This window comes from Paenibacillus sp. QJM3NY_38 (assembly GCF_056173265.1).
This window is the reverse complement of sequence record NZ_CM149665.1, coordinates 6,954,136-6,970,326: the sequence shown is the minus strand read 5'-3', so window position 1 is coordinate 6,970,326 and position 16,191 is coordinate 6,954,136. Positions and strand designations below refer to the sequence as shown.

16 protein-coding genes are annotated in these 16,191 nt (G+C 53.7%); 11 read left to right on the top strand and 5 right to left on the bottom strand.

Annotated elements, in window-relative coordinates; all coding sequences use genetic code 11:
• Positions 1-81 precede the first annotated feature (81 nt).
• From AC0VZ8_RS32365 to AC0VZ8_RS32350, 4 genes are all read left to right on the top strand, one after another.
• Positions 82-723: a nitrite reductase gene (locus tag AC0VZ8_RS32365; RefSeq protein ID WP_475485520.1), complete on the top strand. Its 642-nt coding sequence runs from the start codon at positions 82-84 to the stop codon at positions 721-723.
• A 366-nt stretch (positions 724-1,089) separates the two neighbouring features.
• Positions 1,090-1,554: a MarR family winged helix-turn-helix transcriptional regulator gene (locus AC0VZ8_RS32360; protein ID WP_235612988.1), complete on the top strand. Its 465-nt coding sequence runs from the start codon at positions 1,090-1,092 to the stop codon at positions 1,552-1,554.
• A gap of 19 nt (positions 1,555-1,573) precedes the next feature.
• The gene (locus tag AC0VZ8_RS32355; protein WP_475485519.1) at positions 1,574-2,326 is read left to right on the top strand and encodes an SDR family NAD(P)-dependent oxidoreductase; all 753 of its coding nucleotides are present in this window, start codon (positions 1,574-1,576) and stop codon (positions 2,324-2,326) included.
• Between the two features lie 109 nt (positions 2,327-2,435).
• Positions 2,436-3,194 carry an SDR family NAD(P)-dependent oxidoreductase gene (locus AC0VZ8_RS32350; RefSeq protein WP_475485518.1) on the top strand — a complete coding sequence of 253 codons (759 nt, stop codon included), beginning with the start codon at positions 2,436-2,438 and terminating at the stop codon, positions 3,192-3,194.
• A gap of 63 nt (positions 3,195-3,257) precedes the next feature.
• On the opposite strand, the gene AC0VZ8_RS32345 is transcribed toward AC0VZ8_RS32350, so the two are convergent.
• The 5 genes from AC0VZ8_RS32345 to AC0VZ8_RS32325 form a co-directional block, all read right to left on the bottom strand.
• On the bottom strand, positions 3,258-4,295 hold the full coding sequence (locus tag AC0VZ8_RS32345) for an LLM class flavin-dependent oxidoreductase (RefSeq protein WP_475485517.1): 1,038 nt from the start codon (positions 4,293-4,295) through the stop codon (positions 3,258-3,260).
• Between the two features lie 524 nt (positions 4,296-4,819).
• A complete protein-coding gene (serS, locus tag AC0VZ8_RS32340) occupies positions 4,820-6,127 on the bottom strand; it encodes a serine--tRNA ligase (RefSeq protein ID WP_475485516.1) in 1,308 nt (435 codons plus the stop codon).
• Positions 6,128-6,460: 333 nt separating this feature from the next.
• Positions 6,461-7,231, bottom strand: coding sequence for an ABC transporter permease (locus AC0VZ8_RS32335; RefSeq protein WP_475485515.1), 771 nt, complete (start codon positions 7,229-7,231; stop codon positions 6,461-6,463).
• Positions 7,232-7,267: 36 nt separating this feature from the next.
• Positions 7,268-7,978 carry an ABC transporter ATP-binding protein gene (locus AC0VZ8_RS32330; protein WP_071218732.1) on the bottom strand — a complete coding sequence of 237 codons (711 nt, stop codon included), beginning with the start codon at positions 7,976-7,978 and terminating at the stop codon, positions 7,268-7,270.
• 86 nt (positions 7,979-8,064) lie between these two features.
• Positions 8,065-8,589 (bottom strand): PadR family transcriptional regulator, encoded by a 525-nt coding sequence (locus tag AC0VZ8_RS32325; protein WP_113057815.1) that lies wholly within the window; start codon positions 8,587-8,589, stop codon positions 8,065-8,067.
• Positions 8,590-8,809: 220 nt separating this feature from the next.
• Here AC0VZ8_RS32325 and AC0VZ8_RS32320 point away from each other — a divergent pair, with 220 nt between their 5' ends.
• The 7 genes from AC0VZ8_RS32320 (at position 8,810) to AC0VZ8_RS32290 (ending at position 16,128) form a co-directional block, all read left to right on the top strand.
• Positions 8,810-9,793 (top strand): aldo/keto reductase, encoded by a 984-nt coding sequence (locus AC0VZ8_RS32320; RefSeq protein WP_220687216.1) that lies wholly within the window; start codon positions 8,810-8,812, stop codon positions 9,791-9,793.
• A 197-nt stretch (positions 9,794-9,990) separates the two neighbouring features.
• Positions 9,991-10,746 carry a threonine/serine exporter family protein gene (locus tag AC0VZ8_RS32315; RefSeq protein WP_475485514.1) on the top strand — a complete coding sequence of 252 codons (756 nt, stop codon included), beginning with the start codon at positions 9,991-9,993 and terminating at the stop codon, positions 10,744-10,746.
• Between the two features lie 23 nt (positions 10,747-10,769).
• Positions 10,770-11,252, top strand: a complete 483-nt coding sequence (locus AC0VZ8_RS32310; RefSeq protein ID WP_475485513.1) for a threonine/serine exporter family protein — start codon at positions 10,770-10,772, stop codon at positions 11,250-11,252.
• Positions 11,253-11,573: 321 nt separating this feature from the next.
• Positions 11,574-13,340, top strand: coding sequence for a LytS/YhcK type 5TM receptor domain-containing protein (locus AC0VZ8_RS32305; protein ID WP_475485512.1), 1,767 nt, complete (start codon positions 11,574-11,576; stop codon positions 13,338-13,340).
• Positions 13,327-14,124 carry a LytR/AlgR family response regulator transcription factor gene (locus AC0VZ8_RS32300; RefSeq protein ID WP_475485511.1) on the top strand — a complete coding sequence of 266 codons (798 nt, stop codon included), beginning with the start codon at positions 13,327-13,329 and terminating at the stop codon, positions 14,122-14,124. Before AC0VZ8_RS32305 ends, AC0VZ8_RS32300 begins: the two co-directional genes overlap by 14 nt.
• A 186-nt stretch (positions 14,125-14,310) precedes the next feature.
• Positions 14,311-14,610: a DUF485 domain-containing protein gene (locus AC0VZ8_RS32295; RefSeq protein ID WP_009593006.1), complete on the top strand. Its 300-nt coding sequence runs from the start codon at positions 14,311-14,313 to the stop codon at positions 14,608-14,610.
• A gap of 6 nt (positions 14,611-14,616) precedes the next feature.
• Positions 14,617-16,128 carry a solute symporter family protein gene (locus AC0VZ8_RS32290; RefSeq protein ID WP_071218739.1) on the top strand — a complete coding sequence of 504 codons (1,512 nt, stop codon included), beginning with the start codon at positions 14,617-14,619 and terminating at the stop codon, positions 16,126-16,128.
• Positions 16,129-16,191 lie beyond the last annotated feature (63 nt).

Below are 16,191 nucleotides of genomic sequence, written 5' to 3'. Positions count from 1 at the left end.
CTGGAAGACCTTTTATATAGAGTATGATTGGTAACCGAGCAAGAGAACGATATTTGGGTAACTTGATGGGAGTGTAGACATTTGGCCATGCAAAAATTTGCAGTGACACCCGGCTTTGAAGTGGGCGGAACGCTGTTCCGCCCGGATCAGCTGGCCGCATTGGGCTCCATCGTGGGCGAGGACGCCCGCATTGAGATGACTACCTTTAAGCAGCTCTACGTGGAGATGGATGCAGAGCGGGTGGAAGAAGCCAAGGTGAAGCTGGAAGCTGCCGGACTTCAGGTTCATCCCGCCGGCTTTGTCTCCAAGAGCCTGATCACCTGCAACTTTTGCCGGGGGGCGGAGGATTCGGGACTGGATGTTGCAAAGATGCTGGATGAAGCGATCGCCGATCATCCTGTACCCAATCCGCTAAAGATCGGTTACGCAGGATGCGCGCTTGGCACCAGCGAACCGCTGCTGAAAGATATTGCCGTGATGAAGATGAGGAATACCTATGATATCTATGTTGGTGGAGAGCCGAGAGGGTTGAAGGCTGCTCTGGCGAAGCCGCTGCACACGGATTTAGCGCCGGATCAGCTGGCTCCGATCATCCTGAAGCTGATCGCCGTCTATCAGGAGAACGGCAAGAAGAAAGAGAAGTTCTCCCGCTTCGTGGATCGCATGACGCTCGAGCAGCTGCGTCAACTCACGCTGGATGCGCGGATGGATACGGCAGGATAAACGAAAGGCTTAACAGGCATCACCTTTTGGGTGAATAGGATACGCCGAAACGAGGATGGATATACTTTCAAGAGCACCTGAGGGTGCTCTTTTTTTCTATAGAATAGAACACGCTATCCACTGGAATCCTTGCGTGGATCGAACAAGCGAGATCAACTCCGAAGGTATTTTGTCTTCTCTAATTGCGACATGGGAGCTTTTTTATGTTGTTCTTTTATGGATGAGGACAGTGGGAATAACAACCATATTGGGCATTTTATCGTGGTTGACGATCGATGTGAAAGGGTATACAATTTATATTGTTAAAAGCTTTTAACTATTTAAATTTGTAATATATTTGTAAGGACTTCGTTGTGCATCGAGGTGATGAAACTGGATAAGAGGGAACAATTATCTAACATGGTTGCCCGTCAGATGATGACGCTTGTGGCGAACTATGCCAAGATTCTGGACAATGATTTGACCGGCCCGCAGTACTACGTGCTTCAGACCTTGGCGTATGAGGGGCAGCAGACCAGCTCATATTTTGCCAATGCCTTGAATGTTACGCTTTCGGCTGTGACCAACTTGAGCAACAAGCTGGTCAGTAAGGGTTATATCGAACGGGTGGCGTCAAGCGAGGACAGGCGTCAGGTCTATCTTAAGATTACGGAGCAGGGCCGTGAAGTTGAAGCCCGGATGATTACGAAGTACCGTGAATTAAATGAAGGCTTATGGTCGGATTTCTCGGATCAGGAGATGGATGTGTTAATCGCTTCATACGAGAAGATGATTGAACATTTGCAGCTTAAGATCGGGCAGTCCAAAGAAGATAGCCGAACCAACGACTAAATATTCAGGAGGGTTTCCCATGGGGAGATTAGACAATAAAGTAGCCATCATTACAGGTGCAGCAGGTGGGATGGGTAAAGCTGACGCTCTTTTGTTTGTGCAGGAGGGAGCCAAGGTTGCGATTACGGACCTACAGGAAGACAAGATCAAAGACGTCGTAGCCGAGATTGAAGCCCTTGGCGGCGAAGCGATTGGATTCAAGCACAATGTAGCTTCCGAGGAAGACTGGGTTCGTGTCGTGGACGAGACCGTTCAAAAATTCGGCAAGATCGACATTCTGGTCAACAATGCCGGTGTCTCCAATGCAACGCCGTTCATGGATTTGACGGTAGAGGGCTGGGAGAAGACGATGTCGATTAACGTTACGAGCATATTCCTCGGTCAAAAATATGTCATTCCGTACATGATCGAAGCCGGCGGCGGTTCCATCGTCAACATCTCCTCCATTGCCGGCCTGACAGGGGGCAGCGGCGCCGGTCCTTACACGGCAAGCAAAGGCGCGGTACGCATGCTGACCAAAGCCACGGCCGTGGACTTTGCGAAGCATAACATCCGCTGCAATTCGGTTCACCCCGGCTACATCGAAACGCCAATGACGGTGGATCTGTTCAAGGATGAGCAAATGATGCAGTGGTTCCAATCCCAGACTCCGCTTCCACGTCTGGGCAAAGCGGAAGATATCGCACGCGGCGTATTGTTCCTTGCTTCGGATGAGTCTTCCTATATTACAGGCGTTGAGCTGCCGATTGACGGCGGATATTTCGCGAAGTAAGTCATGGTTTCCATTGACCTGTATTTATGAGCTATAGACAACAGAAACGATAGGGATACAAACTCGGTTAGAACTCATTTTATATTTTCATCAAGGGGAGTGTTGTTTCATGTCCGATAACAAACAGATCGCTGTCATTACCGGCGCAGCCAGCGGGATCGGCAGAGCCAGCAGCTTGAAACTGGCAGAGAACGGTGCAGCGGTAGTACTCGTTGATTTCAACAAGGAAGCCGGCGAAGAAACGCTGCGTTTGATCAAGGAGCAGGGCGGAGAGGGCATCTTCGTGCAAGCGGACGTGACGAAGACTGAAGATGTCCAGAACTACGTGAACAGGGCGGTCGAAGTTTACGGCCGAATCGATTTCTTCTTCAACAATGCAGGCATCGTGCAGAAGTTTTCGATGCTGGATGATATCGACGAGGACGAATTTGACCGTCAAATGTCCGTGAACGTCAAGGGTGCTTTCCTCGGCATGAAGTATGTGTTGAAAGTCATGAAGGAGCAGGGCAGCGGACATATCGTGAACACCGCTTCCACGGCGGGTATCCGCAGCGAGCACAGTGCAGCCGCTTATTCGGCAAGCAAGCATGCGGTGGTGGGCTTGACGAAGGGAGCAGCGCTGGAATACGTGAAGCAGGGCATTCGCGTGAACGCGATTTGTCCGGGCGGCGTTCAGACGCCGCTTACGGCAGCGGTAGCCAAGTCCTTCATGGAAGGGGGCTACGTGCCTGAGGAAGTGGGCAACATGCGGATGGGACGCCCGGCTGAGGCGGATGAAATCGCGAACGTGGTGGCTTTCCTGGCTTCCCCAGGCTCCAGCTACATGACAGGTTCGCTGGTTACGATTGATGGCGGATTGACGCTGTAATATATATAAAAGACCAGTCAAGCACCGGAATACCGGGTTTGACTGGTCTTTTTGGTATAGCATTTATTTGATGCCGACGACATCCGCCAGCAGCTCATAAGAACGCAGGCGCGCCTCATGATCATAGATGGCGGCCGCGACAATGATTTCGTCCGCATTCGTTGACTGCTGGAACTGCTCCAGCTGCGCGCGGACGGTTGCGGGACTGCCGATGGCAGAGAAGCTCAGCTGGCGCTTCACGATGGCCTGCTCCTGCAGGTTCCATAGATCATCCATGCTGTCCACCGGCGGACTCAGCTGGCCGGTGCGGCCGCGGATGATATTCAGGAACTGCTGGTACGCCGAGGTAGCCAGGCGCTGTGCTTCCTCATCGGTATCGGCACAGATCACGTTCACGCCGATCATGGCATAAGGCTTGCTCAGCTCGGATGAAGGACGGAAGCTGGTGCGGTACAGGTCGAGCGCGGCCATCAGGTAATCGGGGGCAAAGTGGCTCGCAAAAGAGAACGGAAGCCCCAGCTGTCCTGCCAGCTGTGCGCTGAAACCGCTGGAGCCGAGCAGCCAGACCGGTACATGCAGACCTTCGCCGGGAATTGCCCTGACGCGCATGGACGAGCCCGAAGTGGGCTGGAAGTAATTCCGCAGCTCGCCGAGGCGGTCCGGGAAGTCCTGGCCGTCGCTGCCGGGACCGCGGCGAAGCGCCCGGGATGTAAGCTGATCCGATCCCGGCGCACGACCTAAGCCGAGATCGATCCGGCCGGGATAGAGCGATTCCAGGGTGCCGAACTGCTCGGCTATGACCAAGGGAGCGTGGTTCGGCAGCATAATGCCCCCGGCTCCGACGCGGATCTTGCTCGTGCCCCCGGCGACATGGCCAATGACGACCGAAGTGGCCGAACTGGCGATTCCCGGCATATTGTGGTGTTCGGCAAGCCAGTAGCGGTTATACCCCCACTTCTCGGCATGCTGGGCCAGATCGAGCGTATTTCGCAGCGACTGTGCAGCGGTGCTGCCCGCTGTAATCGGGGCGAGATCCAGAATGGAAATAGGGATATCGCGAAGCGTTTTGGGCGCTGTATGATCAAGATGGGGTTCTGTCATATGGAATGACCTCCTTATTCGTGCACTGCACGGTAAGTTGTTATATAGGGAGAAGACAACCGTCTGATTGGATGCCGAAAAATATGAAACCTATTTATCGATAGTTGGTATCCCTATATAACGAACATTATATACCTACTTAATCCATAAGAAAAATATACATCGCTGAACCTCCACAGAAGCCAGACCGCACTAAGAGGAAATTTTTCTTGCGATTATCGAATGGTTCAGCTTCGCTGAAAACATATGGGCATCGATAATCTAAAGAAAAATATACATCGAAGAACCTTCAGAGAAGCCGGACACACCTCCGTCTAATATATGCTTTCCGAGCCTATCTAAGTAAAAAAAGATTGCCATCATCGTTCGGGTATTCTTAATAGTGCGAGGACAGCATAACGGGCCATAGAACCTAACCAAGAGAAAAGGCAGCCGGATCACCGGCTGCCTTTATGCATCGCTACGAATGGATGGTCTCGGATGACAGGCTTATGAATCGCACCCTATTCCTACTGCGACTTTCTTCACTCCATGACTACATCGGCTGGTGGCTCTATCCGCTCCATCCCGTTCATGTAAGGTCGGAGCGCCTTCGGTATGAGAATCGAGCCATCGGCCTGCTGGTGGTTCTCCAGCAGCGGGATAAGAATTCGCGGCGAAGCCACAGCCGTATTGTTCAGGGTGTGGCAGTAGCGCAGCTTGCCTTCCGCGTCCCGGTAGCGGATGTTCGAGCGACGCGCCTGAAAGTCGAGCAGATTCGACGACGAGTGGGTCTCCCCATAAGCCCCGCGGCTTGGCATCCACGTCTCGATGTCATATTGCTTGTACGTTTTCTGCGACATATCTCCGGTACAGACGGCAACGACACGGTAAGGCAATTCGAGCTTCTGCAGCAGCTGCTCGGCATTGGCCGTGATTTCTTGTAGAAGCTGTTCCGAGGTTTCCGCGCTGGCTTCGCAGAGAACGACCTGTTCCACCTTGGCGAACTGATGCACCCGATACAGGCCGTGGACGTCCCGGCCGCCCGAGCCGACCTCGCTCCGGAAGCACAGCGATGCTGCTGCCAGGCGAATCGGCTGCGCCACATCGACGATTTCACCGCTATAGAACGATACGAGCGGCACCTCCGAGGTACCGACGAGCCACTTATCTTGCTCCGTAATTTGAAAAGCCTGATCCTGACCAAGAGGGAAAAAGGCGGTATTCTCCATGGCCTCCGTCCGTACGGTTAACGGTACGTCCATAAGGGTGAAACCCTTGGCGACCAGCATATCCACCGCAAGCTGTTGAACGGCCCGATGCAGCATTGCGCCGATGCCCGTCAGATAGTAGCTGCGCGTGCCGGCGGTTTTGACGCCGCGGGGGATGTCGATCATCCGGTGTTGCTCGCCGAGCGTGACATGATCCTTGTATTCATAATCAAACACGGGGGGCTCGCCAACACGTCTGATCTCTACATTGTCCTCATCCGAAGCTCCGACCGGCGTATCCGGCGAAACGATATTGGGCACAAGGATGAGCAGCTGGGCGTAATCCGCATCGACCTTCCGGTATAACGCTTCCTGCTCGTCAAGCTCCATATTGATGTCCTTGACTTGCTGTTTCGTCCGCTCGGCCTCTTCCTGTTTGCCTTGCCTCACGAGCGTGCTGATCTCCTGCGAGATGGCATTGCGCCGCTGCCGCAACCCCTCCACGGTCAGCAGCAGCGTCCGACGCTGGTCATCCAGCCGGACAAGTTCGGCAACCGACAGGGCAATGCCTTTCTGGTCAGCTACTCGCTGCAGTTCTTCCTGATTCTTTGTGCTCTCCCGGATCCATTTCATATCTAGCATGATCACCGCGCTCCTTTTTCTGAAAAAAATAAAAAAGCGTCCTAGTCCATATGGGACGAGGGACGCTTATGCGCTCGCGGTGCCACCCAAATTGATTGAACCGTAACCTTATCACGAAACAGGCGGGTCCCGTGTTCAATCCACTTTGATTCCGCGGTAACGGGCGGGTCCGGTTAACTTAGGGGGATGGCTGATCGGTTGAAGGATCGGATCCCCTTGACGAGAACGCCTCGGAGTTGGAAGCTCTTCATCGGCCTGATGTTGATATTGTTGTTCAGTATACCGCATGAGATGTCTTTTATACAAGGGGCTCTTCGGATTTTTGTGCTTCTGTTACATCGAGGCCGCTTTGTTCGCACTTCCCTGCTTCCATCCGGCAGGATGCTCCGCATCCCAGCGGAAGGTCCATGCGGCTGCGCCGAGGATAAGGATCGTGAAGCCCGCGAGGGTCAGCAGGGGCATCCAGATGCCGGAGATACTGCCTTGCGGAGAAACGGCAGTGGACATGGCATCGACCAGGTAGTGGAACGGCTGCAGTTTCCCCAGGATGACCACCCATGCAGGCGCATGTTCTAAAGAATAGAAAGCTTCACTTGTCAGCAGCATGGGAAAACTCATCAGGTTCGAGATCATGTTGACATTGCCCTCATCCCTGGACAGGTTGGCTGCCAGAAAACCGAGTGCGGTAAAACAAACGGTGCCGATCAGAAGGACAAGCAGCATCAGCGTAAGCCCAGTCAGGCTTAGCCTCACTCCAAGCATAAATAGACTCATGAGAATTACACACACGCTGACGAGCAGTGCCAGCACGGTTCGCGCCCCCGTCATTGCGGTAATGAATGAGACGGTGCGAAAAGGTGTCACCCGCAGCAGCTTATAGATGCCGCGGTTGCGCTGGGCCATGACATTAAACGCGGTAACCATCGTGGCCCCAAACAAAATGTTGGTTGTCAGCACGCCCGCGAGGAGTCGGTGAGAATAGGCGTCGTCGTTGAAATATAGTCCCAATCCGATCAGCATGGCAATGGGAAACACGATGTTCCAGACCAGGGTATGGGTGTCGCGGAACATGCTCTGCAGCATGGTGGTCATAATGATTCGCATAGATCTTCCTCCTAAGGTTTTGATTCCAATCGGTCGTTATTCCTGTTCATCAGTCAGTTGGATATACAGTTGTTCGAGGCTATCTGTTTGATAATAGCTGAGGAGCTCATCCGGCGTGCCGGAAGCTTTGACCCGCCCATCACAGATGAGCACCAGCCGGGAAGCGAGTTTATGAACCTCCTCCATGTCATGCGAAGTGAAGACAATCGAGGTGCCCTTGTCTGCCAGGGAACGGATCAGCTCCCGGATATCCCGGCGTGCCCGCGGATCCAGTGCAGCGGTGGGCTCATCAAGGAACAGCAGCTTGGGTGTATGGACTAGCGCGATGGCAATGGCGAGTCGTTTCTGTTGGCCTCCCGAGAGCCGAAGCGCATCGGTTTTGGCAGCATCTGCAAGCCCGCAGCTGCTAAGGTGCTCGATGAGCACCGCATCCTTGAGCCGTTTTCCATAGAAAGCAGCGAACATTCGCAGATTCTCAAGGGCCGTAAATCCTGGAAAGAAGGGAGTGGATTGCAGCTGAAGCCCGATATGCGGGGCGGGATCTTTGGTCCAGTAGGTGACCGTGCCGATATCGGGTCGGCGCAAGCCCAGCACCAAATCCAGTGTCGTTGATTTCCCCGCGCCGTTCGGCCCGATGATCGCAAGCACTTCACCTTCCCGTATATCCAGAGCCACATCATGTACGACCGTTCGCTGACCATAGGTTTTTCTTAAACCTTTCGCTTGAATGAGAGTGGGTAACATCATCTCGTGTTCACGCTCCTTATTAACCAATATTATATATCCAACGTTGGATATTGATCGGAAATGAAAGCCGCAGCTGATGCTGAGGCTTATTCCTGAACGAGTGTTATGATTTTGTTGAGAAAAGCGATGTCCTGTTCCAGGATCGAGATCGCATTGTCGAAGGTGGCCAGGGCGATTTTGGATAAGCCGTACTGTCCCTTGATTTCTTTACCTGAACGCCATTGTGCCAGCGATTCTTCCACCTGCTTGAGGTTCTGCTGCAGCAGTTCAACCGCTTCCTGCTTCGGAACGCTCTCGATCCAGACCAAACCGAGAGAGAAGTCGGATTTGACGGTGTGGGGAGGAAGCGTCAAGGTTTCACGGATCATCTTCTGGAATAACTTCTCGCCATCATCCGTAATACTGTAAATTTTACGAAGTCTCGCACCGGTCCGCTCTTCAGCAGTGGCTGCAATCAGACCGTCGCTTTCCATCTTGTTAAGTGCATAATAGATGGAGCCGGACAGTATATTCGTCCATATGTCCATACGGCTGGCCTGAATAAGCTGCTGAATTTCGTAGCCGTGCATCGGGCGCTGGCGCAGGAATGAGAGCAGGATGAGGTTGGTCATGTTGGGTCACTTCCTTAGGATGTGTATGTGAAGAAGAACTTCATAACTGGATATCCAACGTTGGATATATATTGATAGTTATTATAGATTCGATGGAATGAATTGTCAATAACCTTCGGAAAAATAGGTAAATGTCCCAAATGGATTGAATGAAAGCGATTTAACGTTTAGTCTAGTAGTGTGAACTAGTATGGCAGTTGATGAGGAGGCTATAACGTCGATGAATTACAGACAATTGGGAAATACGGAGCTTCACATTAGCGAGGTCAGCTTCGGCACATGGGCGATCGGAGGCTCATGGGGGCAGACCGATGATCAGGAAGCCTTGAAGGGATTGGACCGCGCCATCGGCGAGGGCGTGAACTTCTTCGATACCGCCGACGTTTATGGCGATGGGCATGCCGAGGATTTGCTCGCGCGCGCAACCAAAGGGAAGGAAGATTCCGTGCATGTCGCCACCAAGTTTTGCCGAGCGGGTGATATTCACGATCTTCAGACCTATTCCGAAGCGTCGATCCGCCGTTATTGCGAGAACAGCCTGAAGCGGCTGCAGCGTGAACGGATTGATCTCTATCAGGTTCACTGCCCTCCCTTCGAGGTGTTGAAGGACGGGCGAGTGTTTGAAGTGTTGGACAAGCTGCAGGCCGAGGGGAAAATTCGGCATTACGGCGTCAGCGTGGAGACGGTAGAGGAAGGTTTGTTTTGCCTGGGGGTACCTGGCGTAAGGTCGCTGCAGGTTATCTTCAATCTGTTCCGCCAAAAACCGCTGGCCCAGCTGCTCCCGAAAGCCAAAGCGTCGGGCGTCGGCATTTTGGTGCGCTTGCCGCTTGCCAGCGGTCTGTTAACCGGGAAATTTACGGAGACCACCACCTTCAGCGAAGGGGATCACCGGAATTTCAATGCGAACGGGGAGCAGTTTAACGTGGGCGAGACCTTTGCCGGCCTGCGGTTCGAAAAAGGGGTTGAGCTCGCCAGAGAGCTCGCTTGGATTGCCGAGGGCCGAGGCGACATGGCCCGTGCATCCATGCGATGGATTCTGGACTGTCCCGAGGTCACCGCCGTGATTCCCGGCTTCCGCAACGTCCGCCAGATCGAAGACAATCTGGGCACGCTGGACGTGCCTTCGTTCAGTATGGAGGAGAAAGAGCGCCTTGCGCTTTTTTATCAGGAGCAGGTAGCGATGCACATCCGCGGTGCCTATTAAGCCGAAATACGAAGTACATCGTAGAGAAGCTCCCCGTCATTCGGGGAGCTTTTTGTGTAGGAGGAAGGCTTTGTACAGAACGAATGCAGCTGCCGCAGTGCTGCTTTAAAGCATATCCTATGCTTGATCATGGTAATGATACTATAATATAGGCAAAGATTCTGAATCGGAATGTGTTCAGCAGGAGGATTGCCGTTTTGAATGACTTGTTGAAGCGGGAGCATGACATCATCAAGGTTTGCTTGTTAGCAGGAAAAATTATGTTGCAAAGCGGTGCGGAAACCTATCGGGTCGAGGATACGATGATGCGGATCGCTGCGGCTTTCGGCGTAGAGAACAGCCACAGCTATATGACTCCGACCGGGATTATCTTCTCGGTGGAGGAGCCTCAGCATATTACGCGGCTCATTCGTATTTCGGATCGGACAACCAATCTCGATAAGATCCATCAGGTCAACAGCGTGTCCCGGAGCATAAGCCTCGGTGAGCTGACGATTGAAGAGGCACACAGGGCGCTTGAGAAAATCGAGCATGAACAGGCGATTTATCCGACATGGCTGTTGATTCTCCTGTCCGCGATCGCAAGCGGCTGCTTTCTCATTATGTTTCGCGGCATTTGGCCGGATTTCGTACCGGCGGCCATAGCGGGCGGTCTTGGCTTCTCCTGCTTTGTATTCATGCATCGGGTCATACCGGTGCGATTCTTCGCCGAATTCTCGGGAGCGCTGGTCATCGGCATAACCTCCGTATGGATGGTCAGATACGGATTCGGCCAGCAGCTGGATACGATCATTATCAGTTCCGTGATGCCGCTCGTACCGGGCTTGTTGATCACGAATGCCATCCGCGATCTGATGGCGGGGCATTTGATATCCGGCTTGTCCAAAGGCGCGGAGGCATTTGTTACGTCCTTTGCCATCGGTGCAGGCATTGCGTTTACGTTGTCATTCTAAGAGATGAGTGAGTGGAGGTGAAGATGGTGGCAACCTTTTATATACAGCAGCTCATCACGAGTTTTGTTGCTTCGTCGGCCTTCGGGATCCTATTTAACGTACCCAAAAAAGCACTGCTGCAGTGCGGGTTTGCCGGCATGGTGGGCTGGCTGCTCTACATCCTGCTGCAGAACATGATGGTTGAGCCGGTGACGGCTACCGTGTTTGCGGCTTTTTGCGTGACGATGATCAGCCATTTTTTCGCCAAAAAATACAAGACTCCCATTATCGTGTTCAGCGTGTCTGGGATTATTCCGCTTGTACCGGGCGGTGTTGCCTATAATGCCCTTCGCCATGTGGCCCAGAATCAATTCGATCAGGCCGTCCAGCTGGGGGCGCAAGCGTTCATGATTTCAGGCGCCATCGCGCTGGGTTTGCTGCTGTCTGAGGTGACCAATCAGGTCATCCGGAAGTGGTCGATAACCCGGAGAAGAGCCGGAAAACCCAATTCGACCGGCTCATCGTAGGATCTTGCGATTTAGAGAGACCTAACTAACACATCAGGATGCTGAACATGTTCGGATGTTTTGGCTTGCAGCTGCTTACTGACCGTATCTTTCGCTTAACTGCGAGGGATATGGTTTTTTTTGAGTGCATTGAAGGGTATGTCCCCTGCGTGAAAATTTTACATAAGTTTCATGTTATTCCTTTTTATTGTCCAAATCCTCGCTGTGCTATATAATCTTTACTGCATGAAATGAAACCGCATTCAATTCTATCCAATCTATCGATATCGTACACTGACCGTCAGATGAAGATTCCTAGTCCATCAAAGAAGAGGGATGTCCATGCAGGAGTTGACGCTGCATCTGTTCGAACGGATGGGCATGCTGCTCATCCTGACGTTTATACTGACGAGAATTCCGCTGTTCCGCCAATTGCTGGACCGCAAAGAGATGTCCGGCACGCGGATGTTCATCTATTCCTGTCTGTTTGGCCTCTTCGGCATCCTTGGGGTGTATGCAGGCGTTGTCGTGGAGAATGGCGAATCGAGCTCCTCCTTCTGGCTGATGCGGCTGACGGAGGAGCAGGCTCTGGCCCATTCCGCCCTGGTCGGCGTTGTCATTGGCGGGCTGATCGGCGGGCCCCGCGTTGGCATCGGGGGCGGGCTTCTGGCAGGAGCCCATCTGCTGTATATCGGCGGCTACACGGGGCTGGCAGGAGCGATCGCCGTACCGCTTACGGGCGCCCTGGCCGGGGGCGTGGCCCGATTCTTCTCGCAGGAGCGGGTGATCTCGCCGGCAAAAGCGTTATTCGTCGGCATGTTCGCCCCGATCCTGCACATGGGAGTTATTTTGATCTGTGCGAATGAGCCGGACCGCGCGGTGGAGCTGGTCAACCTGATCGGTCTGCCGATGGTGCTGACCAACAGCATATCCATTGCGATCTTCACGACGATGCTGCGCGTTGCGCTCACCGAGGAGGAGCGGGCAGCCGCGTACGAGACGGAGAAGGCATTCCATATCGCGGAAGCGGCGCTGCCGCATCTGAAGCAGGGCTTAACGTACCGAACGGCTCAGGCCGTGGCCACCTTGCTGCTGCGCGAGCTGAAAACAACGGCCGTCGCCATTACGGATACGGAGCGGTTCCTGGCCCATGCCGGTGCCGCCAGCCGTACCATTGATCCCGGAGAAGAGATCACATCCGACTTGACCAAGAATGTCATTGCGACCGGCGAGCTTCGGATCATAGAGAATGCGGAAGATATTCAGCCTCGTCATCCGGCGCTCGGCGCCGCCATTCTTGTCCCGATGATCGAGGGTCACGAGATCGTGGGCGTCATTCAGTTCTATTTCAAGCGGCCCCAGGATATTCGGCGCGTCGAGCTGGTGATGGCCCAAGGCCTTGGACAGCTCATTTCCTATCAGCTCGGGGCCACGGCCCACGAGAAGATGAGCCATTTAATGAAAGAGGCGGAGCTGAAGCTTCTGCAGGCGCAGATAAATCCCCATTTTCTGTTCAATACGCTCAACGCGATCCATTCGTTGATCCGGAGCGATCCGCTGCTGGCAAGGCATGCCACGATGCAACTGGGGGCGTTCATGCGCTTGAACGTCAAGGTCATGGCCTCCCGCAGAACGACCATTCGTGAGGAAATGGAGCTGTTGAATGCTTATCTGGACATTATCCAAATCCGGTTTGAGGATCAGTTCACGTTTGAATGCCAGCTGGATCCGGTGCTTGGCGAGCTTATGATTCCGCCTGCAACGCTGCAAATGCTGGTGGAGAACAGCATTAAGCACGGCTTGCGCGATAAGGCGAGCGGGGGCATCATCCAGCTGACCCTAAAGCGTGCGGGCGATCTGGCGGTTGTACAACTGCGGGACAACGGGGCAGGTATCTCGCCTGAGGTGCTGGACACTCTCGGCGAACAGCCGATCATCGGCAGCGAGGGGACGGGAAACGGCATTTACAATATCAATCAGCGTTTAATCAGCATGTTTGGCAAGGAGGCCAGACTCATCGTAGAAAATCTTGCAGAGGGCGGATGCAGCATATCCTTCAGCATCCCCTGCAGTCTATCGGAAGGGAGCCGGTACCGTGAAGCGAATTAAAGCGATGATAGCCGAAGACGAACGATTGGCAAGGGAGGAGCTGGCTTACCTGCTGGAACAGGAGCCTGATATCGAGCTGCTTCCTCATGCCGCGAACGGCCGGGAACTGCTTGAGCTGGTTCCCTTACGGCAGCCGGATGTCGTCTTTCTCGACGTTCATATGCCGGAGCTTGAAGGGTTGCAGGCTGCGCGAATGCTGAAAGCCTCCCCGATCTCGCCACTAATTGTGTTTACGACAGCTTATGACGAGTATGCTGTCGAGGCGTTTGGTCTGAATGCGATTGATTATCTGCTGAAGCCTTACAGCCACATGCGATTAAAGGAAACCCTGCAGCGAATACGCAGCAGGGTTCATGAAGGGCAAGCCCCCCAAAAGCAGGAAGCTTATGATGTCGCCCCACAGGCAGCCTCGTATCCTTCCACAGAGGCTGCCCCCCGCAGTATGCGCGGCAAGCTGCTATTCGATGATGGGGACAAGCATGTGCTCGTCGATCCCGAGGCGATCCTGTACGCGGTGCGCGAGGAGCGGGTCATCCGCATATGGACGGCGGAAGGCCAGCGGATTACGAGCAAGAGCACGCTGCAGGAGTTGGAGGAGAAGCTGGCAGGTTACTCGTTCTTTCGTCCTCATCGCAGTTACCTGGTTAACGTGAACCGGATTGCAGAGCTGTCCCCTTGGCAGAACGGCGCTTACAATATTGTGCTAAAGGATGAGCAGCGGACGATGATTCCCTTGTCGCGGGAAGCCGCCCGGGATTTGTTCCGGTTGCTTAGGGAGGCATAGGGGGAAGCGGGGAAGGACGGTGATGGTCTCCCGGTTCAGGCGGCATATCCGTCCTTTCGCACACCCTATCGGACGTTTCGCGCAGGAGCTGTGGTCGCGGGCAATCCTCCTGTATATAATCATTCTAAAGCGCTTTCATTCATGGGAGACGCCATAGAATCCTGATCGTTAATGGAGGGAAAGGCAATGGAAGAAAAAAGCTATACCGAAGTATGGCATTCTGAAAAATTCAAAACGCTGCTCTCCCGCAAGAAACGGTTCATTATTCCGATGACCGTCTTTTTTCTTCTGTTTTACTTTGCGCTGCCGATTCTCACTTCGTACACCGACGTGTTGAACCACCCTGCGATCGGCCCGATCACGTGGGCATGGGTATTTGCATTCGCGCAGTTTGTCATGACATGGGTCTTGTGCATCCTGTACTCCCGCAAGGCGGCCCAGTTTGACCGTATGGTAGACGATATTAAAAAGGATATGGGGGCGTAATCGACTATGGCTATCGCGTTGTTTTGCGGAATTGTATTGCTCACGCTGATCATAACGTATTACGCTGCCAAGAAAACAACCAACACCAGCGATTTCTATACGGCAGGCGGAGGGCTCAAGGGCTGGCAGAATGGGACAGCCATTGCCGGCGACTATATGTCTGCTGCCTCCTTCCTTGGCATCGCAGGCTCGATCGCATTAGTCGGCTTTGACGGCTTCTTTTATAGCATCGGTTTCCTTGTAGCTTACCTGGTGGTGCTGTACCTTGTCGCCGAGCCGCTTCGGAACCTCGGAAAGTATACAGTGGCGGATATGATTGCCGCTCGTTTCTCCGACAAGAAAGTGCGCGGCGTGGCAGCACTCAATACGATTTCCATCTCCATCTTCTACATGATCGCGCAGCTGGTTGGGGCAGGCGCACTGATTAAGCTTTTGCTGGGACTGGACTATGTCACGTCCGTGCTGATTGTCGGCGTGCTCATGACGATCTATGTTGTCTTCGGCGGCATGCATGCCACGAGTTGGGTTCAAATCTCGAAGGCCGTGCTGCTCATGGCCGGCACGTTCATCATCTCGCTGATCGTATTCGCCAAATTCGATTTCAGCCTGACCCAGATGTTCCATCATATGAAGACGGCTACGCCGCTGCAGGAGGCATTCCTGAACCCGGGGAATAAATACAAAATCCCGCTGGAGACGCTGTCGCTCAACCTTGCGCTCGTACTCGGCACGGCAGGTCTGCCGCATATTTTGACCCGTTTCTTTACCGTTAAGGACGCCAAGACGGCACGCAGCTCCGTGGTATACGCTACCTGGATTATCGGCATCTTCTATGTCATGACGATCTTTCTCGGTTTTGGGGCTGCCGCCTTTGTAGGCGCGGCGGATATTACCGAGGTCGATAAAGCGGGTAACATGGCTGCCCCGCTCCTGGCCAAGGCGATTGGCGGCGATTTCCTGTTCGCGCTCATCTCGGCGGTTGCGTTCGCGACAATCCTCGCCGTGGTGACGGGCCTTGTGCTGTCCGCGGCATCCGCCTTCGCCCATGATTTCTACGGCCAAATCGTGCGCCGCGGCGAATCGTCGGAGAAGGAGCAGCTGAAGATGGCACGGTACGCATCGATTGGCGTATCCATAGTCTCCATTCTGCTCGCGCTGTTCGCTCAGAAGATGAACGTAGCATTCCTTGTCTCGCTCGCTTTCGCTGTTGCGGCCAGCGCGAATTTACCGGTCATCCTGTTCACGGTGTTCTGGAAGAGGTTTAATACGACAGGCGCCGTGACCGGGATGCTGACCGGGCTGATCAGCACGGTGATTCTTGTGGCGCTTAGTCCGAATATATGGGATCCGGCCGGAAAAGCGATTTTGATTGGCGATCCGATCTTTCCGATGAGCAACCCGGGCATCATCTCTATTCCGCTCGGCTTTCTGGCAGCTTATATCGGCACACTGTTATCCTCTTCCAAGGATGAAGCGAAGTATGCCGAAGTGCTGGTCAAGGCCAATACGGGTGCGTAATCCGGATTCGATTCTTTGACCAAAAAGGGTGTATCCAGCTGCTTGGCAGCATGGGAGATCGCC

Excerpts from the sequence above, each read along its gene's own strand:
- AC0VZ8_RS32355 (WP_475485519.1), top strand. The coding sequence starts at position 1,574 with ATGGGGAGATTAGACAATAAAGTAGCCATCATTACAGGTGCAGCAGGT.
- AC0VZ8_RS32295 (WP_009593006.1), top strand. The coding sequence starts at position 14,311 with ATGGAAGAAAAAAGCTATACCGAAGTATGGCATTCTGAAAAATTCAAA.
- AC0VZ8_RS32360 (WP_235612988.1), top strand. The coding sequence starts at position 1,090 with ATGAAACTGGATAAGAGGGAACAATTATCTAACATGGTTGCCCGTCAG.
- AC0VZ8_RS32305 (WP_475485512.1), top strand. The coding sequence starts at position 11,574 with ATGCAGGAGTTGACGCTGCATCTGTTCGAACGGATGGGCATGCTGCTC.
- AC0VZ8_RS32350 (WP_475485518.1), top strand. The coding sequence starts at position 2,436 with ATGTCCGATAACAAACAGATCGCTGTCATTACCGGCGCAGCCAGCGGG.
- AC0VZ8_RS32335 (WP_475485515.1), bottom strand. The coding sequence starts at position 7,231 with ATGCGAATCATTATGACCACCATGCTGCAGAGCATGTTCCGCGACACC.
- AC0VZ8_RS32345 (WP_475485517.1), bottom strand. The coding sequence starts at position 4,295 with ATGACAGAACCCCATCTTGATCATACAGCGCCCAAAACGCTTCGCGAT.
- AC0VZ8_RS32320 (WP_220687216.1), top strand. The coding sequence starts at position 8,810 with ATGAATTACAGACAATTGGGAAATACGGAGCTTCACATTAGCGAGGTC.
- AC0VZ8_RS32325 (WP_113057815.1), bottom strand. The coding sequence starts at position 8,589 with ATGACCAACCTCATCCTGCTCTCATTCCTGCGCCAGCGCCCGATGCAC.
- AC0VZ8_RS32330 (WP_071218732.1), bottom strand. The coding sequence starts at position 7,978 with ATGATGTTACCCACTCTCATTCAAGCGAAAGGTTTAAGAAAAACCTAT.
- serS (WP_475485516.1), bottom strand. The coding sequence starts at position 6,127 with ATGCTAGATATGAAATGGATCCGGGAGAGCACAAAGAATCAGGAAGAA.
- AC0VZ8_RS32290 (WP_071218739.1), top strand. The coding sequence starts at position 14,617 with ATGGCTATCGCGTTGTTTTGCGGAATTGTATTGCTCACGCTGATCATA.
- AC0VZ8_RS32310 (WP_475485513.1), top strand. The coding sequence starts at position 10,770 with ATGGTGGCAACCTTTTATATACAGCAGCTCATCACGAGTTTTGTTGCT.